General features: G+C 74.1%; 23 protein-coding genes. 9 read left to right on the top strand and 14 right to left on the bottom strand.

Annotation, left to right across the window (positions count from 1 at the left end):
* Positions 1-8 precede the first annotated feature (8 nt).
* Both ACIO9K_RS11690 and ACIO9K_RS11685 read right to left on the bottom strand, forming a co-directional pair.
* Entirely contained in the window at positions 9-1,397 is a 1,389-nt protein-coding gene (locus tag ACIO9K_RS11690) for an NADP-dependent succinic semialdehyde dehydrogenase (protein WP_363581736.1), read from the bottom strand.
* Between the two features lie 123 nt (positions 1,398-1,520).
* Positions 1,521-1,802 (bottom strand): DUF6158 family protein, encoded by a 282-nt coding sequence (locus tag ACIO9K_RS11685; protein WP_350883625.1) that lies wholly within the window; start codon positions 1,800-1,802, stop codon positions 1,521-1,523.
* Positions 1,803-1,975: 173 nt separating this feature from the next.
* On the opposite strand from ACIO9K_RS11685, the gene ACIO9K_RS11680 reads away from it, so the two are divergent.
* Positions 1,976-2,968 (top strand): adenosine deaminase, encoded by a 993-nt coding sequence (locus ACIO9K_RS11680; RefSeq protein WP_400328766.1) that lies wholly within the window; start codon positions 1,976-1,978, stop codon positions 2,966-2,968.
* A 69-nt stretch (positions 2,969-3,037) separates the two neighbouring features.
* On the opposite strand, the gene ACIO9K_RS11675 is transcribed toward ACIO9K_RS11680, so the two are convergent.
* The 5 genes from ACIO9K_RS11675 to ACIO9K_RS11655 form a co-directional block, all read right to left on the bottom strand.
* Positions 3,038-3,601: a dihydrofolate reductase family protein gene (locus ACIO9K_RS11675; RefSeq protein WP_400328764.1), complete on the bottom strand. Its 564-nt coding sequence runs from the start codon at positions 3,599-3,601 to the stop codon at positions 3,038-3,040.
* Positions 3,602-3,685: 84 nt separating this feature from the next.
* Positions 3,686-4,303 (bottom strand): vitamin K epoxide reductase family protein, encoded by a 618-nt coding sequence (locus ACIO9K_RS11670; protein WP_363581740.1) that lies wholly within the window; start codon positions 4,301-4,303, stop codon positions 3,686-3,688.
* On the bottom strand, positions 4,300-5,097 hold the full coding sequence (locus tag ACIO9K_RS11665) for a DsbA family protein (RefSeq protein WP_400328762.1): 798 nt from the start codon (positions 5,095-5,097) through the stop codon (positions 4,300-4,302). The genes ACIO9K_RS11670 and ACIO9K_RS11665 overlap by 4 nt, the downstream gene beginning before the upstream one ends.
* 98 nt (positions 5,098-5,195) lie before the next feature.
* Positions 5,196-5,855, bottom strand: coding sequence for a hypothetical protein (locus ACIO9K_RS11660; protein ID WP_363623672.1), 660 nt, complete (start codon positions 5,853-5,855; stop codon positions 5,196-5,198).
* 166 nt (positions 5,856-6,021) lie between these two features.
* Positions 6,022-6,474 (bottom strand): SRPBCC family protein, encoded by a 453-nt coding sequence (locus ACIO9K_RS11655; protein ID WP_363623673.1) that lies wholly within the window; start codon positions 6,472-6,474, stop codon positions 6,022-6,024.
* Between the two features lie 135 nt (positions 6,475-6,609).
* Between ACIO9K_RS11655 and ACIO9K_RS11650 the strand changes: the two genes are divergently transcribed.
* Positions 6,610-7,479: a DNA-formamidopyrimidine glycosylase family protein gene (locus tag ACIO9K_RS11650; RefSeq protein WP_363623675.1), complete on the top strand. Its 870-nt coding sequence runs from the start codon at positions 6,610-6,612 to the stop codon at positions 7,477-7,479.
* An 87-nt stretch (positions 7,480-7,566) separates the two neighbouring features.
* Here ACIO9K_RS11650 and ACIO9K_RS11645 read toward each other — a convergent pair whose 3' ends face one another.
* On the bottom strand, positions 7,567-8,427 hold the full coding sequence (locus tag ACIO9K_RS11645) for an SAM-dependent methyltransferase (RefSeq protein ID WP_079135406.1): 861 nt from the start codon (positions 8,425-8,427) through the stop codon (positions 7,567-7,569).
* Between the two features lie 228 nt (positions 8,428-8,655).
* Between ACIO9K_RS11645 and ACIO9K_RS11640 the strand changes: the two genes are divergently transcribed.
* The 4 genes from ACIO9K_RS11640 (at position 8,656) to ACIO9K_RS11625 (ending at position 12,787) form a co-directional block, all read left to right on the top strand.
* Positions 8,656-9,516 carry a polysaccharide deacetylase family protein gene (locus ACIO9K_RS11640; RefSeq protein ID WP_400328757.1) on the top strand — a complete coding sequence of 287 codons (861 nt, stop codon included), beginning with the start codon at positions 8,656-8,658 and terminating at the stop codon, positions 9,514-9,516.
* Positions 9,517-9,694: 178 nt separating this feature from the next.
* Positions 9,695-10,021, top strand: a complete 327-nt coding sequence (locus ACIO9K_RS11635) for a hypothetical protein (RefSeq protein ID WP_363623679.1) — start codon at positions 9,695-9,697, stop codon at positions 10,019-10,021.
* Between the two features lie 139 nt (positions 10,022-10,160).
* A complete protein-coding gene (locus ACIO9K_RS11630; protein WP_363581754.1) occupies positions 10,161-11,033 on the top strand; it encodes a sulfurtransferase in 873 nt (290 codons plus the stop codon).
* 227 nt (positions 11,034-11,260) lie between these two features.
* A complete protein-coding gene (locus ACIO9K_RS11625) occupies positions 11,261-12,787 on the top strand; it encodes a M1 family metallopeptidase (RefSeq protein ID WP_400328755.1) in 1,527 nt (508 codons plus the stop codon).
* Between the two features lie 93 nt (positions 12,788-12,880).
* On the opposite strand, the gene ACIO9K_RS11620 is transcribed toward ACIO9K_RS11625, so the two are convergent.
* From ACIO9K_RS11620 to ACIO9K_RS11610, 3 genes are all read right to left on the bottom strand, one after another.
* Entirely contained in the window at positions 12,881-13,741 is an 861-nt protein-coding gene (locus tag ACIO9K_RS11620; protein ID WP_400328752.1) for an aminoglycoside N(3)-acetyltransferase, read from the bottom strand.
* 142 nt (positions 13,742-13,883) lie between these two features.
* The gene (locus ACIO9K_RS11615; protein ID WP_400328750.1) at positions 13,884-14,858 is read right to left on the bottom strand and encodes an NAD-dependent epimerase/dehydratase family protein; all 975 of its coding nucleotides are present in this window, start codon (positions 14,856-14,858) and stop codon (positions 13,884-13,886) included.
* 92 nt (positions 14,859-14,950) lie between these two features.
* Positions 14,951-16,303, bottom strand: a complete 1,353-nt coding sequence (locus tag ACIO9K_RS11610; protein ID WP_400328747.1) for a condensation domain-containing protein — start codon at positions 16,301-16,303, stop codon at positions 14,951-14,953.
* A 238-nt stretch (positions 16,304-16,541) separates the two neighbouring features.
* Here ACIO9K_RS11610 and ACIO9K_RS11605 point away from each other — a divergent pair, with 238 nt between their 5' ends.
* Positions 16,542-17,816 carry an MFS transporter gene (locus ACIO9K_RS11605; RefSeq protein WP_363581764.1) on the top strand — a complete coding sequence of 425 codons (1,275 nt, stop codon included), beginning with the start codon at positions 16,542-16,544 and terminating at the stop codon, positions 17,814-17,816.
* Positions 17,817-17,948: 132 nt separating this feature from the next.
* On the opposite strand, the gene ACIO9K_RS11600 is transcribed toward ACIO9K_RS11605, so the two are convergent.
* Positions 17,949-18,791, bottom strand: a complete 843-nt coding sequence (locus ACIO9K_RS11600; protein ID WP_400328745.1) for a class I SAM-dependent methyltransferase — start codon at positions 18,789-18,791, stop codon at positions 17,949-17,951.
* Positions 18,792-19,170: 379 nt separating this feature from the next.
* Here ACIO9K_RS11600 and ACIO9K_RS11595 point away from each other — a divergent pair, with 379 nt between their 5' ends.
* Positions 19,171-21,222 (top strand): hypothetical protein, encoded by a 2,052-nt coding sequence (locus ACIO9K_RS11595; protein WP_400328742.1) that lies wholly within the window; start codon positions 19,171-19,173, stop codon positions 21,220-21,222.
* A gap of 44 nt (positions 21,223-21,266) precedes the next feature.
* Here ACIO9K_RS11595 and ACIO9K_RS11590 read toward each other — a convergent pair whose 3' ends face one another.
* Positions 21,267-21,761: a hypothetical protein gene (locus ACIO9K_RS11590; RefSeq protein ID WP_350883659.1), complete on the bottom strand. Its 495-nt coding sequence runs from the start codon at positions 21,759-21,761 to the stop codon at positions 21,267-21,269.
* A 183-nt stretch (positions 21,762-21,944) separates the two neighbouring features.
* Positions 21,945-23,513 carry a CehA/McbA family metallohydrolase gene (locus ACIO9K_RS11585; RefSeq protein ID WP_400328739.1) on the bottom strand — a complete coding sequence of 523 codons (1,569 nt, stop codon included), beginning with the start codon at positions 23,511-23,513 and terminating at the stop codon, positions 21,945-21,947.
* Between the two features lie 200 nt (positions 23,514-23,713).
* Here ACIO9K_RS11585 and ACIO9K_RS11580 point away from each other — a divergent pair, with 200 nt between their 5' ends.
* The gene (locus tag ACIO9K_RS11580; protein ID WP_400328736.1) at positions 23,714-24,646 is read left to right on the top strand and encodes a polysaccharide deacetylase family protein; all 933 of its coding nucleotides are present in this window, start codon (positions 23,714-23,716) and stop codon (positions 24,644-24,646) included.
* The last annotated feature ends 20 nt before the right edge of the window (positions 24,647-24,666 follow it).

Genomic DNA, 24,666 nt, shown 5'->3' with positions numbered 1-24,666 from the left:
GGGGGTGCTCAGCCGATCCACACCGTGGTGATGTTGCAGAACTCCCGGATCCCGTGCCCGGACAGCTCCCGGCCGAACCCGGAGCGCTTGACGCCGCCGAACGGCAGCGCCGGGTGGGAGGCGGTCATCCCGTTGAAGAACACCCCGCCGGCCTGGATGTCGCGGACGAAGCGCTCCTGCTCGCCCTCGTCCCGGGTCCAGACGTTGGAACTGAGCCCGAACGGCGTGTCGTTGGCGTGCGCCACCGCCTCGTCCAGGTCGGCGACCCGGTAGACCGTGGCGACCGGGCCGAAGGTCTCCTCCTGGTGGATCCGCATGGCCGGGGTGATGCCGGTCAGCACCGTCGGCTCGTAGAAGTAGCCGGTGTCCCAGCCCTCCGGGCGCCCGCCGCCGCACTCGACCCGGGCGCCGTGGGTGCGGGCGTCCTCGACCAGCTCCTCCAGGTCGTCCCGGCCCTGGCGGCTGGCCAGCGGGCCGACGTCGGTCGCCTCGTCCATCGGGTCGCCGACGCGCAGCGCCCGCATCGCCTCGGTGAAGGCGGCGGTGAAGCGGTCGTACACGTCGGTGTGCACGATGAAGCGCTTGGCGGCGATGCAGGACTGCCCGTTGTTCTGCGCCCGGGCCCGGACGGCGGTGCGCACCGCCGCGTCCAGGTCGGCGCTGGGCAGCACCACGAAGGGGTCGCTGCCGCCCAGCTCCAGGACGGCCTTCTTCACCTCGTCGGCGGCGGTGGCGGCGACCGCCCGCCCGGCGGGCTCGCTGCCGGTGAGCGTCACCGCGGCCACCCGGCGGTCCCGGATCACGCCCTCGACCGCGCCCGAGCCGATCAGCAGGGTCTGGAAGCAGCCCTCCGGGAAGCCGGCCCGCCGGAACAGCTCCTCCAGCGCCAGCGCCGTCCGGGGCACGTTGGAGGCGTGCTTGAGCAGGCCGACGTTGCCCGCCATCAGGGCCGGCGCGGCGAACCGGACCACCTGCCAGAACGGGAAGTTCCACGGCATCACGGCCAGCACCGCCCCGAGCGGGCGGTAGCGGACGTAGGCGCGGGCGGCGCCGGAGTCGGCGACGTCGGCCGGGGCCGGGTGCTCGTCGGCGAGCAGTTCCTCGGCGCGGTCGGCGTACCAGCGCATCGCCGTGGCGCACTTGGCGGCCTCGGCCCGGGAGGCGGCGAGCGGCTTGCCCATCTCCTCGGTCATCGTGCGGGCGATCGCCTCCCGGTCCTGGTCCAGCAGGTCGGCGGCCCGGCGCAGCAGGTCGGCGCGGGCGGCGAAGGGGGTGGTGCGGTAGCCGTGGAACGCGGCCTCGGCGCGGGCCAGCCGCTGCTCGATGCCGGCCGCGTCGAGCGGTTCGAAGGTCTCCAGGATCTCGCCGGTCGCGGGGTTGACGCTGGCGATGGGCATGCGGGGCTCCCAGGGGGGTCGGGGTCCGGTGCGTCTGCGTCTCTCACCCTCCCCGACGGCCCGCCCGGGGGCACGCCACCACCGCCCGGCGTGTCCCGCCGGGCGGTGGTGGCGCGGGCACGTCTACTCGGGCAGCGACTCCACCCGGGCCGCCGCCTCGCGGGCCCGGGCGCCGGCCCTGGTCCGCCCGGCCGTCACCAGCCGGCTGGGAAAGCGGTGCAGGTACTCGGCCTCCAGCTGCCCGGTGCGCAGGGTGTGCCGCTTGAGGGCCTCCTCCGAGCCGTACAGGAAGGTCTCGTGGCGCGTGCGGTGCAGCTGTTCCAGCTCGTGCAGGAGCGTGTCGTTGCCCAGGGCGTGCGGGGAGACGCCCGCAGGCCGGATGTGCGGATCCTCGACGTGCCGCATCTGGTACCTCCTCGGCGGAAGCCCCCTCCTCCAGGGTGCCCGCTGCCCCCGGCCGGTGCACCAGTTCGGGTGGCCGGGGGCGCGCCCGTCAGGCCGATCGTGATCGAACGGATCGTAGGATGAATGCTTCTGGACTCTTCGCTCCCGCCCCCTACAGCTCGGACAGATCCCCCATGCCGCTCCCCAAGGCCGAACTCCACCTGCACATCGAAGGCACCCTGGAGCCCGAACTCGCCTTCGCCCTCGCCGCCCGCAACGCGGTCGCGCTGCCCTACGCCGACACCGAGGCGCTGCGGAAGGCGTACTCCTTCAGCGACCTGCAGTCCTTCCTGGACCTGTACTACGCGCTGATGGCCGTGCTGCGCACCGAGGAGGACTTCGCCGACCTCGCCGACGCCTACCTCACCCGGGCGGCCGAGGCGGGGGTCCGGCACGCGGAGATCTTCTTCGACCCGCAGGCGCACACCGCGCGCGGCGTGCCGCTCGGCGTGGTGGTCGACGGCCTGACCCGGGCGCTGGCGCGCAGCGAGGAGCGGCACGGGATCAGCACCCGGCTGATCATGTGCTTCCTGCGGGACGAGTCCGCCGAATCCGCGCTGGAGACCTTCGAGGCCGCCCGCCCGTACTTCGACCGGATCGCGGGCATCGGCCTCGACTCGGCCGAGGTCGGCCACCCGCCGGCCAAGTTCCGCGAGGTCTACCGGCGGGCCGCCGAGGCCGGGCTGCGCCGCGTCGCGCACGCGGGCGAGGAGGGCCCGGCGTCCTACATCACCGAGGCGCTGGACGTGCTCGGCGTCGAGCGGATCGACCACGGCCTGCGCTGCCTGGAGGACGGCGAGCTGGTCGCGCGGCTGGTCCGCGAGCAGGTCCCGCTGACGCTCTGCCCGCTCTCCAACGTCCGCCTGCGGTGCATCGACACCCTCGCCGACCACCCGCTGCGCGAGATGCTGGAGGCCGGCCTGCTGGTCACCGTCAACTCGGACGATCCGGCGTACTTCGGCGGCTACGTCGACGACAACTTCCGGGCCGTGCAGCAGGCCCTCGCGCTCGACGAGGAGACCCTGCGCCGGCTCGCCGCCAACTCCTTCCGGGCCTCCTTCATCGACGACGAGCGCCGGGCCGAACTGCTGGCCGAGGTCGAGGAGTTCGTGTTCGACGCGGTCTAAGACCGACCGAACCCCGGTCCCGGGCGGGCTTCCTCGCCGGCTGCTCGGGCACCGCCGCCGTCAGCGGGCTCACGGGACTGCCGAAGGAGCCGTCCCGGCCCGGGTGTAGTGCAGCAGGGTGACGCCGCTCGCGAAGCGGCGGGTGCCGGTCAGGGCGAGCGGGACGGGGTGGGGAGTGGGGCGGAACAGGAGGGTGCCGCGGCCGAGGACGACGGGGTGGACGTAGAGGCGGAACTCGTCGACCAGGTCGTGGGCCAGGAAGGACGCGGCCAGGTCGGCGCCGCCGAGGGCGAGGTCGCCGCCGGGGGCGGTGGTGAGGGCCGCGATCGCCTCGGGGGTGACCTCGCGGGCGATGGCGGTGTTCCAGTCGGCGTGCCGGAGGGTGCGGGAGAAGACGGTCTTCGGCATCTCGCGCCAGATGGCGGCGAACTCGGCCATCGGGCCGGCGTTGGCCGGGTCCCGGTCGGCGGTGGGCCAGAACGAGGCCATCAGCTCGTGGGTGACCCGGCCGGAGAGGAAGCCGCCCATCCGGGCGAGTTCCTGGTTGAAGTGGGTGTGCAGGTCGTCGTCGACGAGCTGCCAGCCCAGGTCGTGGTCCGGGCCCTCGAAGTAGCCGTCGAGAGAGACGGACATGAAGAGGACGATCCTGCGTCGCATGGGCGGCCTCGGGCGGAGGATGGTCCGCCGCCCCCCGGGGGTGGGGGCGGCGGACGGCGATCAGAGCAGGGTGCTCCAGTAGTACCAGAACCGGTTGAGGACCAGCAGGGCGATCACCGCGTACCAGAGCGCCGGGACGACCCAGTGGTAGCGCGCCGCCTCGCGGACGACCGGGCGCAGGGCGCGGCCGGTGGGGATGATCCCGGAGCGCAGGTTGTGCAGGGTGGTGTACCAGAACAGCGGGATCATCGAGGCCCAGACCACCATGCAGTACGGGCAGAGCGCGCTGATCCGGTAGAGCGCCTGGTACATCAGCCAGGTCACGAAGCCGACGCCGAAGACCGTCCCGGCCTGGAGGCCGAGCCAGAACCAGCGCCGGTACGTCGCCCCGGAGAGCAGCCCGGCGCCGATCGCGATGACGACCCCGAAGCCGACCAGGCCGAGCAGCGAGTTGGGGAAGCCGAAGGCCTCGGCCTGGTCGCTGCGCATGATCGAGCCGCAGCTGATGATCGGGTTGATGTTGCAGGAGGGGACGTACGACGGGTCCTTCAGCAGCCGGATCTTGTCCAGGGTGAGGACCGAGGAGGCGAACAGGCCGACCGCGCCGCCGATCAGCAGCAGCCAGGCGAACGGGCGGCTCGCGCCGTACGTCCGCGCGGCGGGGGCGGCGGCCGTCATCCGGTCACCTGCTTGACCATCGCGGTGAACTGCTCGGGCGTGGCGGCCTTGCCGCCGGTGAGGACGTCCAGCTTCTTGCCGTCCAGCTTGACGGTCGGGGTGCCGGTGACGTCGCTCTTGTCGAACTCCTCGTTGACCTTGGCCGCCCACGGCGCGTAGGTGCCGTCCTGGACGGCCTTGACGAAGCCGTCGGTCTTCAGCCCGGGCACCTGGCCGGCCAGGTCGAGGAGGTGGTTGACGTCGCCGAAGCCGTCGGTGCGCTCGTCGGGCTGGTTGGCGTAGAGCACGTCGTGGAACTGCTTGAACTTGTCCACGCCCTCGTTGAGCGCGGCTCCGGCGGCGGCCAGCGCGGTGCGCGAGCCCTTGCCGCCGAGGTTCTTGTCCAGGAACGTCGCCAGGTGGTACTCGATCTTGTACGTGCCGTCGTCGGCGAGCTGCTGGACGGCCTTGCCGGTGGTGGTCTCCAGCTGCTCGCAGTACGGGCAGCGGAAGTCCTCGTAGATCTCCAGGGTGTGCGGGGCGTCGGCCCTGCCGTAGGTGATCACGGTGCCGTCCTGGCCGCCCGTGTTGGCGGGGACGACCAGCGGGCCGCTCGCGGCCGCGTCGGCGGAGCCGGAGCCGGAGGAGCCGCCGACGGCGAAGGCCACGCCCGCCACGAGGGCGAGCACGGCGGCGGAGGCGCCGCCGACCACGACCCGGCGGCGGATCCGGTCGGAGCGCTCGGCCTGGGCGCGGGCGGCGCGCATGCGGTCGGTGGCACTGGTCTTGGCGGCGGCCTTGCGGGTGTTGCTCATGAGGTGTCGTCCTGTGCTCTCGGGCGTGCGGGGGTGCGGGCGCGCGGGGCGCGCGGCGAGAGGACCGGCCGGGAGCGGCGCCGAGCGGCGCGCGCCTGTCAGCAGGCCAGGGCGAGCGCCGGCGGACCGCGCCGGACGGCCGGGCGGACGACGACGTCCTCGGCCGGGACCAGCGTCCGGCTGGCCCGGGGGAACGGCACCCGCGCCACCGGACGGGCCGGGACGGGCGCGGCGAGCAGCCGCAGCCAGCGGGCGGCGGCCGGCAGGTGCCGGTGCAGGAAGTCGCCCAGCATCCGGGCGGTGCGGGCGAGGCCGGCCAGCGCGGCGTCCGCGCGGCGCAGCCAGAACGCGCCGGCCAGCGCGATCGCGGCGTGCAGCAGCAGGAGCAGCAGGACGCCGGTCTGCTGGGAGACGCCGTGGCCGAGCAGGAACCCGCCCAGCGAACCGCCGCCGCACAGCAGCGGCTGGAAGCCGCGCGCGGAGCCTGGCGGCAAGGACGGGCAGGTGGTCTGGGCGAAGTCGAACAGCGCGCTGACACCCAGCTCCAGCGGCAGGAACACCGCCGCGACCGCCGGGTAGCCGCGCTCGCGGCCGGCCAACGCGTACGCCACCGCGAACACGGCGACGCAGGCCAGGGCCATCGGGCCGGCCGGCAGCGCGCGGCCGGTGACCAGCACCTGGCCGAGCCCGGCGAGCAGCACGACCAGCGCGGCGAAGACCGCCGCGCGGAGCGTCCTGGTGACCGGGCCGATGTCCATGGCATCCGAGTCTGCCACAGGTTGAAAGCGAAACGGTCGGGCCGGAGGTCCGCTGTGAAGAGCCTCACCACCGGCGCTGAGCTGGGCTTATGCGGCCCTTACGCGGGTCGGGCCGTCGTGCTCACCGGGGCTGCCCGCCGCGCTCGCCCGGGCCTGCCGGCCGTGCTCACCCGCGTCTGCCCGCCGCGCCGACCCGCTCCTCGACCAGTTCCCGGAAGTGCTCCAGGTCGCCCCGCACGGTCCGCTCGATCGCCCCGGCCAGGGCGAAGCCGCGCGGCCCGCCGAACGCCTCGTGCATCGCCTCCGGGTCGTACTCCACCCGGATCTGCAGCCGGGTGTGCCGGGCGTCCAGCGGCAGCAGCGCGAACGCGCCGTGCAGCCGGGGTTCGTCGAGCGTCCGCCAGGACATCACCCGGCCCCGGCCGCGGTCGGTGATCTCGGTGTCCACCGCCCGCTCGGTGCCGTCGACCTCCACCCCGAGGTGCGCCAGGTTCCGCCCGTGCGGGTGGGCGCTGCGGACGCCGTCGACGAACTGCGGGTACTCGTGCACCCGGTGCAGCTGCTCCCAGGCGGCGAGGACGGGGACGGCGAGGTCGATCTGTTCCTCAAGGATGCTCATCACGGTGCTCCGTGGCGGGGGCGCATGGGGGACGCGGGGTACGGCGCGTAGTTCCAGCCTGCGCCCCGCGCGGGGGCCGGGCAAAGGCACGCCCCCGGGCGGGCGGCCGGCGCGGGGCTGCGGGAGACTGGGCGCATGCCGGAGCTGCCCGAGGTCGAGGCGCTGAGCGACTTCCTGTCCGAGCGGCTGACCGGGCGCGTCATCGCCCGGGTGCAGCCGGTCGCGATCAGCGCGCTGAAGACGTACGACCCGCCGGTCACCGCGCTGGAGGGACGGACGGTCGGCCCGGTGACCCGGCGCGGCAAGTTCCTCGACATCGAGGCCGGCGGGCTGCACCTGGTGGTCCACCTGGCCCGGGCCGGCTGGCTGCGCTGGAAGGACGGCCTGCCCGCCGAACCGCCGCGCCCGAGCCCGAGGAACCCGCTGGCGCTGCGGCTGCGCCTGGCCGGGGAGGCTGGCGACGGCTTCGACCTGACCGAGGCGGGGACGAAGAAGGGCCTCGCGGTCTACGTGGTGAAGGACCCGGCCGAGGTGCCCGGGGTGGCCCGGCTCGGCCCCGACCCGCTGGACCCGGCGTTCACCCTGGCGGACTTCGCCGCCCTGCTGAGCGGCGACCGGCGCCGGCTCAAGGGCGTGCTGCGCGACCAGGGCGTGCTGGCCGGGGTGGGCAACGCCTACTCGGACGAGGTGCTGCACGCGGCCCGGATGTCCCCGTACAAGCTGGCGTCCAGCCTGACCGAGGAGGAGGCGGCGCGGCTCTACGAGGCGCTCGGCGCCACGTTGCGCGGCGCGGTGGAGCGCTCGCGGGGGCTGGCGGCGGGGGAGCTCAAGGCGGAGAAGAAGCTGGGGCTGCGGGTGCACGGCCGGACCGGCCTGCCCTGCCCGGTCTGCGGGGACACCGTGCGCGAGGTGTCCTTCGCGGACTCCTCGCTGCAGTACTGCCCGACCTGCCAGACCGGGGGGAAGCCGCTGGCGGACCGGCGGCTGTCGCGGCTGCTGAAGTGAGGGCGCGGGTGGGGCGGGCCCGGTGCGGCCCGCCCCACCCGAGGTGGGTTTCCGTGGGGCTCCGGTGGGAGCGGGCCCGGCGCGGGTTCAGCGCTTGACGGCGACGCCGCCCCAGTAGTACGCGGCCTTCGGGTCGGCCGGCGGCTCGCCGTCCGGGCGCCAGGCGAGGACGGGGGAGAGGCCCGGCTCGACCAGGTCCCAGCCGTCGAAGAAGCGCAGGACGTCGTCGTGGGTGCGCGGGACGAGGGTCATGCCGCCGGCCCGGGCGGCCTCGGTGACCTTGCCGACCGCCTCCGGGTCGAAGTCCTGGGTGGGGGTGGTGAGGGCGATGCAGCTGCCGGCGGGCAGGGCGTCGCGCAGGGCGGCGACCCGGCCCCACGGGTCGTCCTCGTCGGCGATGAGCATCAGCACGGCGATCATCAGCAGGCCGACCGGCTGGGTGAGGTCCAGCGTGGCGGTGAGCGCCGGGTCGGTGAACAGTTCCTCGGGCTTGCGCAGGTCGGCGTGGATGTAGGTGGTCCGGCTGGCGGGGCTGGACACCATCAGGGCGCGGGCGTGGGCGAGCACGATCGGGTCGTTGTCGACGTAGACCACCCGGGTGCCGGGGCTGACCGCCTCGGCGATCTCGTGGGTGTTGGGCGAGGTGGGGATGCCGGTGCCGAGGTCGAGGAACTGGCGGATGCCGTGTTCCCGGGCGAGGTGGCGGACGGCCCGGCCCTGGAAGGCGCGGTTCGCCTTGGCCATCTGCTTGACGCTCGGCACGGCCTCCTCGATGGCCTGCCCCATCGCGCGGTCCGGCGGGAAGTTGGTCTTGCCGCCCAGCCAGTAGTCGTACACGCGCGCCGAGTGCGGGGCGGTGGTGTCGACGCCGAACCGTTCCCACTGGCTCAGCTCGGCGGGGTCGTCGTCGGGCCGGCCCTGGTCCGGGATGTCCTGACTTGTCGTCATGGCCACGTCCTCTGATGGCAGATCATCACACTGGGGAAGGCACAGCGTAGCGGTCGGGAGGGGAGGCCGAGCGTCCGGTCGGGGAAGTCGCGGGGAAGCCGGGGGCGGGCGGGGTGCGCTTGCGCCGTCGGAGTGGTGATCGGGCCCGTCTGAGGCGCCATCGGGGAGCGGCGGCGCTACACGGGGGAAGCATTCAGAATGCTGTCAGATCATCAGATTTACGCACGAATGCCCTCGCGGCGACTACTACTGGTCGCGGCCGGGATGTCCCTGCTCGGGGCGGCCGGCTGCGGCAGCCCCTGGAGCGACGCGGACGACGCCGGGGCGGGCGCCACGGCGCGGACGCCGGGTGCCGCGCCGGTGGCCTCCGGACCGGGCTCCGGGCCGGAGGCGGCCCAGTCCGCCCCCTCCGCGGCGCCCCCGCCCGCCCCCACGGCTGCGCCCCCGCCCGCCGCCGCCCCGCCGATGCCCGTCCGCCGGCGGCTCACGGAGGAGGAGGCCAAGCCGGTCAACCAACTCGACCCGGGCCAGCGGGTGGTGGGGCTCACCATCGACGACGGGCCGGATCCCCGGTACACGCCGACCGTCCTGGCGCTGCTCCAGCAGTACGGGATCCGGGCGACCTTCTTCCTGGTCGGCGAGTGCGCCGTCGAGAACACCGGGCTGGTCCGGGAGATCGCGGACCGCGGCCACCACATCGGAAACCACACCTGGACCCACCCCGACCTGCGGCACATGTCCGACGAGGCGGTGCGGGACGAGCTGGAGCGCACCTCCGACCTGCTGTACCGGACCACCGGGCGCCAGCCGTCCTGGTTCCGCGCGCCCGGCGGGGACTGGTCGCCGGTCGCGCTCAGGGTGACCACCGAGCTCGGGATGCGGCCGATGGGCTGGACGGTGGACCCGGAGGACTGGGCCACGCCCGGGACCTCGGTGATCACCGAGCGGATCCTCAAGAACGTCCGGCCGGGGTCGATCGTGCTCAACCACGACGGTGGCGGCGACCGCTCACAGACGGTGGCGGCGCTGAAGGCGTACCTGCCGGTGCTGGTCGACCAGGGGTACTCCTTCTCGGCCCCGTCGAACTGAGCGGGGGCGCGGGGCGGCGGGTGCGGGTGGCGGTTTCCCGATGAAGGTCGCGGCTTTATCGCTTAAACCACCCGAAAGAGTGGCTTGGGAGAACCGTTTCTGCTGATTTTGGGCCTCTAGGGTGATCTCGCATCAATGCATCAGGTACCACCAGGTACCTCCTGAAAGGCCATCAATCATGCGTCTCCGCAACACCGCACTCGCCGTCGCCAGCGCCGTCGCCCTCGTCCTCGCGGTTCCGACCTCCGCCGGCGCCGCCACCGGCGACTTCCTCTACAAGGTCGGCCCCGGCGTGCCGGCCGGGCTCGCCGACCCGGAGAGCGGCAAGTGCATCAACCTGTTCGGGGCCACCGAGAAGGACCCGGCCTTCGCGCCGGAGAACTTCACCACCTCGACGGCCACGGTCTTCCTGGACTTCGACTGCGACGGCGACGTCTTCTACGTCATGAACCCCGGCAAGAAGCTCGGCGACCGGCTGAAGCTGCGCTCCGTGGTCTTCTCCTGAGTGGGGTGGCCCGGGCCGGACGGTCGGCGTAGCGTCGAACTGTCCGGCCCGGTCGCCGGCGCCCCGCCGTGCCCGTGCGCGGCTCGCTGTGCCCGTGGTCGGGCGCCCCAAGCCTGGGCAGAGCGAAGGAGGGCCTGGGATGACCGGCAACGGCTACGCACACCCCGAGGCGCTGGTCCGCACCGAGTGGCTGGCCCGCCACCTGGACGACGGGACGATCCGGGTCGTCGAGGTGGACGAGGACACCACCGCCTACGACCGGGACCACATCCCCGGCGCGATCGGCTGGAACTGGACCACCGACCTGCACAGCCGGGTCGGCCGCGACTACGCCGACCGGGAGGGCGTCCAGCACCTGCTGCGGGCGGCCGGCGTGGAGGACGACACCACCGTGGTGCTCTACGGCGGTAACAACAACTGGTTCGCCGCGTACGCCTACTGGCTGCTGCGGCTGCGCGGCTTCGGGCCCGTGCGGCTGCTGGACGGTGGGCGCAAGAAGTGGGAGCTGGAGGGGCGCGGGCTCACCGAAGAGGTGATGGACTACCAGCACACCGCCTACCGGCTGACCGGGCCCGAGCGCCCGGAGCTGCGGGCGCTGCGGGACGAAGTGCTCGGCAAGGCCGAGCTGTTCGCCAAGCCCGGCTCGGACGCGGTGCTGGTCGACGTCCGTTCGCCCGCCGAGTACCGGGGCGAGCTGATCGCGCCGCCGCACCTGCCGCAGGAGCAGGCGCAGGTGCCCGGGCACATCCCCGGCGCGGTGAACGTCCCCTGGTCGCAGGCGGCCAACGACGACGGGTCGTTCCGCTCGGCGGAGGAACTGCGGGCGCTGTACGCGGGGAAGGGCGTGGAACCGGAGCGCGAGGTGATCGCGTACTGCCGGATCGGCGAACGGTCGGCGCACACCTGGTTCGCGCTCACCGAGCTGCTGGGGTACCCGCACGTGAAGAACTACGACGGCTCGTGGACGGAGTACGGCTCGCTGGTGCGGGCGCCGGTGACGCTCGGCGGGTGAGGGGGCGGCGGGTGAGGGGGGTCAGGAGCGAGTGGGCCCGGGGGGTGAGGGGTCGGGGCGTGAGGGACGGGTGGGGCGCGGGGGGCCGGTGGGGTGTGTGACGGTGCCGCGGCGGTGCCGTGTCGGCCTGTTTCTTTTCATGAACATCTCACAATTGGGGAGTGGAGCGGGAGCCACCGGGACATGGATCGATCCGACCCATCGTCCCAGTGACCCTGGAGGACCACGTGCGCAAGAGGCTGATCGTCTCTGCTGCCAGCGCCCTGAGCCTGTTCCTGGCCGTCCCCGCCTCGGCGGCCGACTTCCAACCCGGCGCGGCCGGCATCGGAGACCCGTACTACCCGACCTACGGGAACGGCGGGTACCGCGTCTCGCACTACGACATCCGGCTGAAATACCAGCCCGCCACCGACGAGCTGGAGGGCACCACCACCATCCTCGCCACGGCGACCGAGAACCTCTCCCGCTTCAACCTCGACTTCGCGCTGAACGTCCAGGAGGTCCGGGTCAACGGACGTCCGGCGACCTTCGCCACCAGCGGCGAGCAGGAGCTGGAGGTCACGCCCGCCCGGCCGCTCGCCAAGGGCAGCCAGGCGACGGTGGTGGTCCGCTACAAGGGCGTCCCGTCCACCGTGAAGAAGTACGGCTTCACCGCCTGGCTGCGCACGCCGGACGGCGCGGTGGCCGCCGGCGAGCCCGAGTCGGCGTGGTGGTGGTTCCCGAGCAACGACCACCCGAGCGACAAGGCCACCTTCGACGTCTCGGTCCAGGTGCCGGACGGCAACCAGGTGATCAGCAACGGCATCCTGACCAGTGCCGTCTCCCAGGCCGGCTGGACCCGCTACAGCTGGCGCGAGAACAAGCCGCAGGCGACCTACCTGGCCACCCTCGCGGTCGGCAAGTTCGACGTCACGACCGACACCACGCCGAGCGGGCTGCCCGTCTACAACGCGTACAGCAAGGACCTCGGCGAGGACACCGACGCGGCCAAGGCCAGCGTCGAGCGCACCGGCGAGATCGTCGACTGGCTGAGCGGCTACTTCGGCGACTACCCGTTCAGCTCGGTCGGCGGCTACGTGCCCAACGTCAAGACCGGCTTCGCCCTGGAGACCCAGACCCGGGTCTTCTACAGCCCCCGGCAGTTCGCGCGCGGCTCCAACACCTCCGTCGTCGTCCACGAGCTGGCCCACCAGTGGTACGGCGACAGCGTCTCGGTCTCGCACTGGAGCGACATCTGGCTGAACGAGGGGTTCGCCCGGTACTCGCAGTTCCTCTGGTCCGAGCACGAGGACGAGGGCACGGCGCAGGAACTCGCCGACTACGTCTACGCCTCGCACCCGGCCGACGACCCCTTCTGGACCGTCAAGCCGGGCGACCCGGGCGCCGCCAACCAGTTCGCGAACGCCGTCTACGACCGGGGCGCGGTGGCCATCCAGGCGCTGCGCAACGCCGTCGGGGACGACAAGTTCTTCCAGATCCTGAAGGGCTGGCCCACCGAGCGCCGTTACGGCAACGCCTCCGTCCCGGAGTTCCAGGCGTACGCGGAGAAGGTCTCCGGGAAGAAGCTCGGGGACCTCTTCGCCACCTGGCTGTTCACCGCCTCGAAGCCGGCCGCCGGGCCGGCGCCGGCCGCAGCGGCGGCCTCGCTCGCGCCGGGTGCCGGTGCGGGACAGGACGCCGGGCGGCTGCCGGCGGAGCCGAAGTCCTGGAAGAAGATCCAGGAGACCAACTCGCTGCACGACGAGGAGCGTTGATTCCTGGGTCCGTTGAGCCCCCGGATGTGACCTGGTGACCTGGTGACGGGCGTGGTCCGGTCGGCCGCTGGAGGAAGCGGGCGGTCGATCGGGCTACGCCGCTCCGGGGCCGTCCGCCGCCAGCAGCTCGGTGAGGCGGCGGACGGCGAAGGGTATGAGCTCCCGGACCGGGATCAGCCGACAGGGCGCGTTGCCGACCAGCACCTCGCGGATGCCCGCCCGCTCCTCGAACTCCTTTCCCACGGCAGGGAAGTGGGTGTCGTTGTCGTCGCCCACGTCGGGTGCCTCGATCCAGACCCGCTCGCCCTGGATCGCCATCGGGAAGCGCCGGAGCTTGAGGCGGCGGTTGGGCGCGAAGGTCTCTGCGTAGTGCAGGAAGGTGTTGCGGTTGTGCCCGACACCGATCAGCAGCACGTACCCGCCGAGGTCGTGCAGCGCGCCGAAGGGCGACTCGCGACCGACCGCGAAGCCCAGCGAGCGGCGGGCGGTGACCTCGCGGGCGTGCGCCCCGACCGCGGCGACCGAGGCCTGCGGATGCGTGCTGCGCAGGCTCTCCGGCAGCGCGCGCAGCGCCTCCGGTACGGCGCCCGTCAGTGAGGGGAGCCCGGGGTGGAACAGCGGGACGGCGGCGCGCCGTTCGGAGACCTCGGGGCTCGGCAGGCCGGTGTGCTCCGGTGCCGGGTCCCGGACGACGGCGGTGGTGAAGGTGGGCACCGCGACCGTGCCGCCGGGCCCGACCGCCTCGCGCAGGCTGGCCACCACGGACGCGGCACCGCCGTCGACCCGGCCGAGGCTGGAGAGCGAGGAGTGCACGATCACCGCCATGCCCTCGCGGACGCCCACCCGCCGCCAGCCCTCGACGAGATCGGCGGTGCTGAGCGGCGCTTCGAGCGGTGCGTCGAGCGGGGTGGTGCGCGGGCCGGCGCTGTGCGCGGTGGTGCGGTGCGCGGTCATGGTGCCCCCTGGCGGTGCTGTGCAGGTGCTGGTGGGATCGTTCGGGGCCGACCATAGCGCGTGACACTGACAACCGGTCAGGACGGGGTGGCCGTCCGGCAGTCCGTTCTGCTCGGGCGTGCGGTGCCGGGGCGGCGGCCGTTCAGGGCCTCGACCCCGTCGCTTCGGCCAGCACCCGGGCCTCCTGCTCGGGCGTGAAGCCGTGGCCGAGGGGCGGTTCGCCGCGCTCGCGGTCCCAGGCGAGCACGTCGGCGGCGGTGACCGCGAGCGGGGTCGCCGGCAGCCCGGCCGCTCTGGCCCGGGCGGCGCTGCGCTGCTGTCCGGGCCAGAGCGGTGCGGCCCGGACCAGCGGGAAGAACGGCGGCGGCGCGCTCTCCGGCGGCACCGGGACGACCTCCACCTCGGTGCCCGCGACCTCGGCGCAGGTGGCGATCAGCCCGCCCAGTGTGGTCGCTTCGGCCGGGCCGACGGCGTGGAAGGCACCCGCCCGGCCGTCCTGGAGCAGCCGGACCACCAGCCGGGCCAGGTCGCGCACGTCGACCACCTGGACGGGCTGCTCCGGCCGCCCCGGCAGCGCGATCCGCCCGCCCCGGGCGGCCCGGCGCGCCCAGTAGGTGAGCCCGCGCTGCTCGTCGTGGGGGCCGGCCACCTTTCCGGGGCGCACGATCGTCGCCCCGTCCCCGTAGCGGGCGGTGACGTCGTCCTCGCAGGCGACCTTGAGCCGGCCGTACGTCTCCTCGGTGAGCTGCTCGGCGTCGCGCAGCGGTGCGCGGCGCGGGACGGACTCGTCAGAGCCGGGGGCGAGACCGGCGCGCTCGTACACCGCGTGGCTGGAGATGAACAGGTAGCGGCCGACCCGGTCGCCGAGCGCGTCCATGGCCTGGCCGACCTGGCGGGGGCGGTAGCCGCTGACGTCCACCACCGCGTCCCAGCGGCCGCCGCGCAGGGCGGTGTAGTCGCCGGTGTCGCGGTCGCCGATCAGGTGGGCGGCGGCGGGGAAGAGACCGGGGTTGGTCCGGCCGCGGGTGAACAGGGCGACCTCGGCGCCACTGCGCAGGGCGTCGTCGGCGATCGCGCGGCCGACGAAGGAGGTGCCGCCGAGGAGGAGGATCCGCATGGGCCCAGCGTAGCGGCGGGCCGGGGGAACAACGGGTGGTGAGGGGGCGCCGGAGGGCACCGCGCATCACGCGGTGCCCTCCGGACAAGGGCCTAGGCTGCTTCGAGAGCGCGGGCCTCGGTGAGGATCAACTCCTCGATCCCGTAGAGGAAGCGTTCCATCGCCGGGCGCGGGAGCACCGCCGGGTCGGCCGTCATGGTCAGGCTCAGCGCGCCCGGGGACTGCAGCGCGTCCAGGGCGTAGGTCAGGCCGGGGCGGGGCTCGAACTCCACCGGCCAGGTCAGGGTGGTCGCGTCCTCGCCCGTCCCGGTGTCGGGGGACGCGGTGGCCAGCTCGCGGGTGTCGTTGAAGATGCAGGACCGGTCCGCGAGCGGGACGCCCTCGGCGGCGAGCCGCCCGATCTCGGCCTCCAGCCGGAGCTTGTCGTGGTAGGCGTGGCGGTAGGCGCCGATCGCGGCGGCGTTGGTGCGCCGGACGACGTCCCCGAACTCGGCGGTGGCGTCCGGGAGGTGGAACAGCCCGTCGCCCGCGACCACGCTCACCGCGTTGGTCAGCTCGGGCAGGAAGCGGTTGCTCACCACGACGTTCAGCACCGCGTCCGTCGAGCCCGACAGCCGGGCCGTCATCGCCGCCGTCGCCGCCAGCAGCACCGAGGAGGAGGTCACCCGGTGGGCGGCCGCCACCCGGTCCACCGCGCGGGGCAGCGCGGGCGAGCGCAGGACGGCGTTCGGGAACCTGGTGGCCGGCGTGGCCGGCTCACCGGGCGGGGGGAACAGCCGGGCCGGGGCCAGCCGCAGCTTGCGCAGGAACTGCTTGCGGGCGCCCTCGTCCCGCCGTCGACCGCGTTCCGAGGCCTGGAACTCCGCCTCCTCCAGCGGTTGCTGGGCGGGCTCGCGGATCTTGGCCAGCTCGTCCGGCGAGGTGCCCTGGCAGAGCGCGGTCAGGTCGGCCACCAGGCGGTTCATCCCCGTGCCGTCGACCGCGGTGTGCGAGAGCACCAGGCTCACGTACCGGGCCGACCCGCCCGTCTCCACGACGCCGACCCGGATCGGCCACTGGGCGGTGGTGTCGAACGGCAGCGCCGCCAGCTCCTCGTGCAGCCACGCGCCCGCCTCGACCGGATCGGCCGACTCCGCGCAGTGCCGTACCTCCACCTCCAACCGGCCCTCGGGGTCGACTACTTGGCGCAAGCGGCCGGCCTCGCCCGGCACCAGGCGGGTGTGCAGCGAGTCGTGCAGATGGAGCAGTCGCTCCAGGCCTGCGAGCAGGACGGGCAGCGGCAGCCCGGGGTCGAGCGGCGCAGCCGCGGCGATGTTGTAGCGCGGCGCGTCGGCCGGGGCGAGCCGGCTCACGGCGTCCCGGATGGCCTGTTGGCCCCAGGTGGCGGGACCGGACCCGGCCCGGCCGGACGAGAAGGCGATGTGCAGCAGTTGACGAGTGGTCACCGTGTGGCTCTCCGATGTGGCGGTGGATCGTGACGTCGTGCCGGTGCGTTGGGAGCGCGGATGCTGCTGGGGAGAGTGTGGCGCACCGCCTGCCCGCCGTCGAGGTCCGGAGCCCGGGGGCCGGGGCTCCGGCGGGCGCGCGGCCGGGGCTTCCGCATCTATCTCGACGTGAAGTATCTTGATGTCGAGATTGATGCCGATCACGCAACGGGGGCCTGCCATGCGGGGGAACGGACTGATGGCGCAGCTGCGGAAGCCGCCGGGCGGGCGGGACGCGCGGATCATGCTGCTGGCGCAGTGCGTCGACCGGACCGGGAGCGGGGTGTGGGCGGCGGCCTCGGTGCTGTACTTCACCTACGTGTGCGCAATGGACGCCCGACAGCTCGGCGTGCTGCTGGGCGTGGGCGCGGCGGCGGGCATCGCCGGATCCCCGCTCGCCGGGCGGGCGGCCGAACGGCTGCCGGTGCGGTGGCTGCTGATCGGGTGCCACCTGCTGCGGATCGGGACGATGGGCCTGCTGCTGGTCGTCGACGACTTCGCCACGCTGCTCCCCGCCGTCGCCCTGACCTGCCTGGCCGAACGTGCGGCCAAGACCCTGGAGATGCTGTTCGCCACCCGGATCGCGGGCGAGCGGCGCGGCACGTACCAGGCGCTGTTCCGCAGCGTGGCCAACGCCGGGTACGCGCTCGGCGCGGGCATCGCGGCGATCGGCCTGGCGATGGGCACCACGACCGCCTACCGCGCGCTGATCGTGGCCAACGCGCTCTCCTTCGTCCTCGCTGCCGTCCTGGTCTGGCGCACCCGGGAGCCGGCCGGGCGCGGCCTGGTCGCGGCGGCCTCCGGGGAGGAGCCCGCCGCCGCCCCGGCGGCCGTGCCGAGCCCCTGGCGCGACCGGGGCTACCTGCTGTTCGTCGCGCTGGACATGCCGCTGAACCTCGACGACTCGATCCTCAACGTCGGCCTGCCGCTCTGGCTCGTCCACCACACCGGCGCGCCGCACGCCGTCGTCCCGGCCTTCCTGATCCTCAACACGGTGCTCGTGGTGCTCCTGCAACTGCGCGTCTCGGCGCGGGCGGAGGGCCCGCGCGGGGCGGCCGCGGCGGTGGGCTGGTACGGCCTGACGCTGCTCGGCTGCTGCCTGCTGACCGCGCTCGCCACCGGCGGCGGGCCGTGGACGGCCTCGCTCGCGCTGCTCGCCGCGGCGATGCTGGTCACGCTGGCGGAGCTGATGCGCTCGGTGAGCTCCTGGGAGCTGGCGGTCGTCCTGGCACCCCCGGGGGCCCAGGCCTCCTACCTGGGGGTGGCCGGGATGGCCCAGTCGGTGCAGAAGTCGGTGGGCCCGCTGCTGCTCACCGGCGTGGTGATGACGGCCGGTCCGGCCGGCTGGCTGGCCCTCGGCGCGGCGACCGTCGGCCTCGGCGCGCTCCAGCGCCGGGCCAGCCTGCGCCGGCTGGCGGCGCTGGCCGGCCCGGCGGCCGAGCCGTCGCCGCGGGTGGGCGCGGCGGTCGGCTGATCCGGCGCGTCGCGGCCGCCGGGCACCCGCCGGGCCCGGTGCCGTCGGCGGGCCGGGACGGACGGCGAAGGGGGGCGTCAGGGCCTCGTGACGTGCGGGGGGGGGTCGGCCGCGCTGCCGCGGGGCGGCTCGTCAGATCGGCTGGCGGGCCATTTCCGCCGGCCCGGGCCGGGTGGCGGTGACGACGTGGTAGTCGAGGAGGCCGCTGCGCCAGGCGGGGAGGAAGTTGCGGCTCCAGTGACCGGGAGGGACGGCGTCGGTGAGATAGCGGTCGAGGCCGGGCCAGACGGCGTCGCCGATGGACTCGGTGGTGATGGTGGCGAAGCCGGCCGCGGTGAGGTCGCTGGTGAAGGCGGCGAGGGGATGGGGGACGTCGAGGCCGTCGGCGAAGCTGGCGAGGAGGATGCTCAGGCGCTCGGTGATGTCCGGTCCGGCGGCGGCGAAGAAGGTGGTCACGACGAGTCGGCCGCCCGGGCGTAGGACGCGGGCGGCCTCGCGGGCGAAGCCGGTGAGTTCGCGGAAGTGCTGGGCGGCCTCGACGGAGTAGACGCCGTCCAGGGAGGCGTCGGCGAAGGGGAGTTGGTTGGCCGATCCGAAGGTGTAGGCCAGCCGATCGGGGTAGGTGGCCAGGGCTTTGGCGTTGACGGCGCGGGCGCGCTCGATCTGGTCCGGGTGGATGTCGACGCCGGTCACGCCCCCGAACCGGAACTCGCGCAGGGCGAGCGCCGCGCCGAGCCCGCGCCCGCAGCCGACCTCGGCCAGCCGCAGCCGCTCACGTGGCTCCGCGAACTCCCGCAGGACCCGGCGGTAGAGCTGCTCCTGGCTGTGGACCCGGTCCTCGGTCGTCGGGGCGGTGAGGTCCATGTCCTGCCAGTAGCCGAAGTTGATGAATCCACCGGCGAAGCTCGCGGCCCGGGACAGATCGCCGGCACCGTAGGTCCGGCGTACGGGGGCGGGGATGTGGTCGTGGCTCATGATGGTCGGTCTCCCGGTGTGTGATGTACCCGGTCTCGGCGGTGGAGTGACGACCCCGGACCGGGGGCGCTGAACGCGCAGTGTGACGGTGTGGCGGCGCTGTGACCGGCTCCGCGGTGTTCGGCGCCCGTCGGGCGCGCCGAGGTACGTACCCAAACCGGTGGTGATCCGAACACGGTACGTGATGGACCCCGGTCCGGGGCGGGAAAGGGGCGCGGAGGTGGCCCGGGGGGCTCAGAACACCGCCGCACTACCCGGGGCGGCTACCGGGCGCGCGGACTTCCTGCGGGAGACGGCCGACGGGGCGCCGGGGCGCCGGGGCGTGTCGTGCGGGCCGCCCGGCCCGTTACCGGGACGTCTGAACAGGAGAGGGGATTCCTTGGGGAACAGCGGAGGTGCCGCGGCGCATTCCGGCATCGACTTCCAGCAGCGCGTGGCGGCGCTCGCCATGTGCCACATGCTGTGCGACCTCGCCGATCTGAGCCTGCTGGGGCTCGACGGCGCGGTCCGGGTCGAGGAGCTGCGGTTCGAGACGGAGGACGAGATCGACGACCTCGTGCTGGTCGGGCCCGGGGTGCGGTACTTCGTCCAGGCCAAGAACACGATCAGCGTGTCGGCCGCGCCGACCTCGGACTTCGGGTCGGTGCTGGGCCAGTTCGTGCGGCAGTACGTGACGGACAGCCGGCCCGGGGACGTCTATCTGCTGGCGACCTCGACCGAGGCGTCCGCCCGGGTGCGCAGGGAACTGCGCAAGTTGACGGAGGCCGCGCGGCTGAGCCGGTCGAGCAGCGCGGAGCTTCCGCTCAACGGGGCCGAGCGGGACGTCCTGGAGAAGACCGAGGGGCTTGTCCGGGCGCACTACGAGACGGCGACCGGGCGCGCGATCACGGCGGTGGAGCTGCGGGAGATCCTGGCCCGGATCAGGGTCAGCTCGCTGGACGTGCGGGAGGGCGGTTCGCTGGAGTCGGCCGCACTGCTGATGCTCAGCGTCCGGTCGGCGATCGGACCGCGGCTGCTCTGGGGCGGCCTGATCGCGCTGGCGGTGTCGCTGGCACGGGACAGGCTCGCGATCGATGCCGAGGGTCTGCGGGCGCGGATGGGCAAGTACGTCCGGGACCACCCGGAGCCGCCGGGGCCCGGCGCGAGCGGGCTGCTGAACCGGGAGACGGTGGCCGGGCTGGCGTTCGGCCGGGAGGTGGTGCTCGCGGAGGCCTCCTTCGAGGGGCGCGAACTCGTCATCGCGGACTTCCGCAGGTTCGACGAGGCCGGGGCGAAGCGCGTCACCTTCGCGGACGGGCACGTCGAGTGGGCGCCGGGGGAGCGGTGGAGGGTCGTCGGACGGTGGGCCACCTGGGCGGGACTGGAAAGGCACCTCGAAAACCGTGCGGAGGAGTACCGGGACCGGCGGGTGCTCATGATCCCCGCCACGTTCACGGACGACCCGAGTGACGCACCGGCGGCCCGCGCGCACGCGGAGCACTGCGCGAACCTCGCCGAACGCGTCGAGGACGCCTTCGGCTGCCGGCACTGCGGCGACGCCGTGTCCGAGGCGGGCGCACCGCTGATCGAGGTCGACGAGGAGGGCCGCCCCGAGGACATCGGCCTGGTGCACCAGGAGTGCCTGCGGCCGACGGACCGGGTGCTCGGCGGGGTGGACGGCGAACTCCTCCGGGAGAATCCGCGGTTGCGCAACTTCGACTACGCGGGCTGGATCGCCGCCCTCCAGGGCGGCCAGTGGATGTTCGGCGGGATCGCGAGGGCGCAGTTGCCGGTCGCCCGCATCGCCTGGAAGTCGGAGTACGACGACTTCTCCCGGGGCGGCTGGTGTGTCCGGATCTCGTTGGAGGACGGCGGCGCGAACTACGTCACCGACCGCGGTCGGGTGGCCCGGCGCTCGGAGCGGAGGGCGGCGGAGGGCGCCGAGCGGATGAACGCGGACTTCGCCGCCGCGCGGAGGTCGGGGGACCCTTGGTGCTACACGCCCGACGGCTCCGGATTCGCCCCCTACTCGAGGCTGCTCCGCCAAGGGGAGGAGCCGATCCCGTGCGTCCGGGCCAAGGCGGTGCGGTACACCCGGGCCATCGAAGAGGCCTACTCGGACTGCCGGCGGTACTACGCGCCACTGGCGTACCTGGTGGACGCGGAGACCGGGGACCCCGTGGTCGTGGACGGGGTGATCACACTGCTCACCGATCCGCTGGAGCTGGACTCCTACGTGCGGAACTGGGCGCGCAGCGGCGTCCAGCTGCCCGCGTTCACGGTGGCCGGGATCCTGAGCGACGAGCAGTTCGACCGCTTCGTCCGGCTGGCGATGACGCGGGGCACCAACCTGGTCGTCAACCCGAAGCTGGCCCTGGACGGCTCCCTGGTGAGCGGGTACCTGTTGGACGTCTTCGAGGACCTGACGCGGGGCGCCGCGCCGGTCCTGTAGCGGGGCCGGGTGCCCGGGGCCGGGGCCTCGGGCACCCGGCGGGGTCACCAGCCGAGGAGGTGGGTGCGGCGGGTGAGGGCGGCGAGGATGGACTCGGCGGCGCCGGCGGGGGTGAGGGAGCTGGTGTCCAGGGTGTGCGGGCCGGGGACGGCGCCCGGGGTGGGCTGGAGGACGACGAGGTGGAGGGCGGCGCCGGTGGTGCGGCTCTCGCGGCGGAAGGTGTCGAGGGTGGGCGGGGCGGCCGGGCACTCGACGATGACCTGGTAGCCGCCGGTCGCGTAGGCGAAGGCGGCCTGCGCGGCTGCGGCGAGGGCGGTGGTGTTCTGCCGCTCGGCCTCGGGGAGGTGCGGCGGGAGCTGGCCGCGCCGGATGACCCGCAGGAAGTCGTGCGCACGCAGGTGGACGCTCGGGTGCAGCTCCTCCGCGAGCCGGCTCGCGACCGGGCTCTGGCCGGCCCCGGCCGGGTCGACGAGCACGAGGACGCCGCCGGCGCCCCGGCCGCCCCCGAGCTCCGGCCCACCTACGGTCGTACGGTTCACAGCTGCTGATCCCTTCGCGGGCCGGGGACGGACGGGTAGCCGGGGCGAGGCGGTCGGAGTGCGGACGGGCCGGCCGGCCCGGATACGGACAGCCGACCGCCTCGTCCCTACGACTGGTGCTTTCGGGGATCAACCTAGTCCACGCCGGTGCCCCGAGTCGTCCCCACTCCTGCACCGGGGCGCTCAGCGGTCCTCGACGCGCAGCACGATCGGGTTGGTGAGGGCCGCCATCGGGCCCCAGGGGAGGTCCGGGCCCATCGCGTTGCCCTTGCCGGGCGACCCGTCCGGCTTCGGGTGGCGGACCTCGGCCCGGACGTAGGCGGCGAGCGAGGCCGTCGTGCGCCAGACCACCGTGCCGGAGCCGTCGGCGGGCAGTGACTCCTGGTGCAGCTGGCCCTCGTCGGTGAGGAGGCGGACCGTCCCGCCGGGGACGCCGGAGACGGCGAGCCGGACGTCCAACGGGGCGTCCGCCGGGACGGCCAGCTCCTCGCCGATGCCGGCCCGGCGGCCGTGCCCGGTGACGGTGAACTCCAGCTGGACGGAGGCGGATTCGGCGAGCCAGCTGCGCCCGTCGCGCAGCCCGTCGAGGATCGCGTCCCGGGTGAGGTCCTCGGCCAGGACGACGTTGTGCGGGGAGCCGATGACCTGCGGGGCGCTGTGCGCGTCGCTGTTGCCCAGGGCGGGCAGCCAGGAACGGCCCTCGCGCAGGGCGACGGCGAGCCGGCCGTCCCAGGTGTCGACCGCGGACTCGTCGTCGTACGTCCAGGGCCCGTTCCACACCTCGACGCCGTCGGCCTGCTCGTAGCCGAACTTCCACTGGCAGGCGACGTACGGGCAGTACGGGTGCGCGGGCACCACCAGGCCGCCGGAGCGGTGGACCTGACGGACGAAGCGCGGGTGCTCCTCGTCGCGGGAGCGGTAGCGCCAGTCGACGAACTGGCCCGCTTCGAGGCCGAGGGCCAGCCAGTGGCCGTTGCGGGTGGTGATCTCCTCGCCCGGGATGATCAGCAGGTCGGCGCCGGCCAGCGGGCCCCAGACCGCGTGCGAGGAACTGGTGTTGTGGTCGGTGGAGACGATGAAGTCGAGGCCGGCCGCGCGGGCTCCGGCGGCCACCTCCTCCGGGAGGCGCCGTCCGTCGGAGTGCACGGTGTGCAGGTGGCAGTCGCCCCGGTACCAGGCGCGGCCGCGGCCGCGGGCCCGCTCGGACGGGTAGTGCGGGGTGAACGCCGGCCCGGGGGCGCCGAACCGGAGGGTGACCTGGACGTGGTAGTCCAGCCCCTGCGGCGCGATCTGGTAGGGGCCGAGGGCGAGGTGCCAGGTGCCCGGGTTGATCGGGCCGGGGAGGTAGCCGGGGGTCGCGGTGTCGCGGGCGAGGCTGAACTCGGTACGGAAACCGCCGGACCAGCCGCGGAAGCCGGGGCCGCCGAGGTCGGTGCCGCGTTCGTCGAAGATGCCGATGTCGCAGGAGTTGCCGGGAGTGCCGGCCGGGACCGGGGGCTTGTCGTAGCCGTAGCTGACGGCGATCTCGCGGACACCGGCGGGGACTTCGACGGGGAGGTGGACGAAGTCGGGGGAGCCGGTGGGGAGGTGGCCGGTGAGGGTGAGGGTCCGCTCGGTGCCGGGTGCGCCGGGTGCGGCGGCGGCGGCGGGGGTGGTCGCGGCCAGGCCGAGGGCGGCGGCGGCTCCGGTGGTGAGGCCGGTGCGGAGGAGGTCGCGACGGGCGGGGCGTGGGGTGTCGTGGTCGGCGGGCATCGGGTCCTCCGGGGCAGATCGGGCGGGGTCCGTTCGGCTCCTTACCCGTGGTGGTGAATCAGGGGTGAGCCGGGGCCCACGGGCGGGGGGCGGGTCGGTGAAGGGGGTCGCCGTCGGCCGGGTCGGCGAGTTGCGGGCGGTGATGAATAGTCCGTTCATATTCATAGCGAGCGGATCGGATCATCGCGGAGGAGACGGGTGTGGCACTGAGTCGGCGGGCGCTGCTGGCGGCGGTGGCCGGGAGCACGCTGGCGGGGTGCGGGCCCTCGGCGGGCGGCGGGGCGGCGGCCCCGGCGGCTTCCGCTTCGGTTTCCGAGGCCGCCGAGGCCTCGGCGATATCGGCGGCGACGCCGTCGGAGCCCCCGACGCCCGCCCCGACCACCCCGACCAACCCGACCAACCCGACCGCTGCGCCCGGGCGCCCGGAGCCGTCCCGGGCCGAGCTGGTCGCCCGGTACGGCGGCACCGAGCCGAAGCAGTGGGGGATGGAGGTCACCGGGGTGATCACCGAGCTGCCCGCCGGCGAGAGCGCGACGGCGCTCACCTTCGACGCCTGTGGCGGCCCCGGCGGGAACGGGTACGACGCCGACCTGATCGACTTCCTGCGGAAACGTTCCGTCCCCGCCACGCTCTTCCTGAACGCCCGCTGGATCGACGCCAACCCGGACGTGTTCGAGCAGCTCGCCGCCGACCCGCTCTTCGAGATCGGCAACCACGGCACCGTCCACCGCCCGCTCTCGGTCACCGGCCGCTCCGCCTACGGCATCGCCGGCACCGGTGGCGTCGGCGAGGTGTACGACGAGGTCGCTGGCAACGCGCACAAGCTCGCCGGGCTGCTCGGCCGCCCGGTGCGCTTCTTCCGCTCCGGCACCGCGCACTACGACGACGTCGCCGCCAGGGTGGTCGCCGACCTGGGGGAACGCGCCGCGGGCTTCACCGTGAACGGCGACGGCGGGGCGACGCTCAGCGCCGCCGAGGTGCGGCAGGAGATCGCGGCGGCCCCGCCCGGGGCGATCGTGATCTGCCACATGAACCACCCGGGCGGCGGCACCGCCCCCGGGGTGGTGGCGGCGGTGCCGGGGCTGCTGGCGGCGGGGCGGCGCTTCGTCCGGCTGTCGGACGTGCTGCGGTGAGGCGCGGGCGTGCCGCGTTG

The sequence above is a fragment of the Kitasatospora sp. NPDC087271 genome (assembly GCF_044744605.1).
In the GTDB taxonomy this organism is placed as follows: Bacteria; Actinomycetota; Actinomycetes; order Streptomycetales; family Streptomycetaceae; genus Kitasatospora.
The sequence above is the reverse complement of the archived record's forward strand: the minus strand, read 5'-3'. Positions and strand labels throughout refer to the sequence as shown.

Coding starts and splice junctions, on each gene's coding strand:
- ACIO9K_RS11600 (WP_400328745.1), bottom strand. CDS start 18,791: ATGAGCCACGACCACATCCCCGCCCCCGTACGCCGGACCTACGGTGCC.
- ACIO9K_RS11635 (WP_363623679.1), top strand. CDS start 9,695: ATGCGTCTCCGCAACACCGCACTCGCCGTCGCCAGCGCCGTCGCCCTC.
- ACIO9K_RS11650 (WP_363623675.1), top strand. CDS start 6,610: ATGCCGGAGCTGCCCGAGGTCGAGGCGCTGAGCGACTTCCTGTCCGAG.
- ACIO9K_RS11690 (WP_363581736.1), bottom strand. CDS start 1,397: ATGCCCATCGCCAGCGTCAACCCCGCGACCGGCGAGATCCTGGAGACC.
- ACIO9K_RS11675 (WP_400328764.1), bottom strand. CDS start 3,601: ATGTCCGTCTCTCTCGACGGCTACTTCGAGGGCCCGGACCACGACCTG.
- ACIO9K_RS11640 (WP_400328757.1), top strand. CDS start 8,656: ATGCCCTCGCGGCGACTACTACTGGTCGCGGCCGGGATGTCCCTGCTC.
- ACIO9K_RS11585 (WP_400328739.1), bottom strand. CDS start 23,513: ATGCCCGCCGACCACGACACCCCACGCCCCGCCCGTCGCGACCTCCTC.
- ACIO9K_RS11680 (WP_400328766.1), top strand. CDS start 1,976: ATGCCGCTCCCCAAGGCCGAACTCCACCTGCACATCGAAGGCACCCTG.
- ACIO9K_RS11665 (WP_400328762.1), bottom strand. CDS start 5,097: ATGAGCAACACCCGCAAGGCCGCCGCCAAGACCAGTGCCACCGACCGC.
- ACIO9K_RS11655 (WP_363623673.1), bottom strand. CDS start 6,474: ATGAGCATCCTTGAGGAACAGATCGACCTCGCCGTCCCCGTCCTCGCC.
- ACIO9K_RS11660 (WP_363623672.1), bottom strand. CDS start 5,855: ATGGACATCGGCCCGGTCACCAGGACGCTCCGCGCGGCGGTCTTCGCC.
- ACIO9K_RS11630 (WP_363581754.1), top strand. CDS start 10,161: ATGACCGGCAACGGCTACGCACACCCCGAGGCGCTGGTCCGCACCGAG.
- ACIO9K_RS11685 (WP_350883625.1), bottom strand. CDS start 1,802: ATGCGGCACGTCGAGGATCCGCACATCCGGCCTGCGGGCGTCTCCCCG.
- ACIO9K_RS11670 (WP_363581740.1), bottom strand. CDS start 4,303: ATGACGGCCGCCGCCCCCGCCGCGCGGACGTACGGCGCGAGCCGCCCG.
- ACIO9K_RS11615 (WP_400328750.1), bottom strand. CDS start 14,858: ATGCGGATCCTCCTCCTCGGCGGCACCTCCTTCGTCGGCCGCGCGATC.
- ACIO9K_RS11605 (WP_363581764.1), top strand. CDS start 16,542: ATGGCGCAGCTGCGGAAGCCGCCGGGCGGGCGGGACGCGCGGATCATG.
- ACIO9K_RS11645 (WP_079135406.1), bottom strand. CDS start 8,427: ATGACGACAAGTCAGGACATCCCGGACCAGGGCCGGCCCGACGACGAC.
- ACIO9K_RS11620 (WP_400328752.1), bottom strand. CDS start 13,741: ATGACCGCGCACCGCACCACCGCGCACAGCGCCGGCCCGCGCACCACC.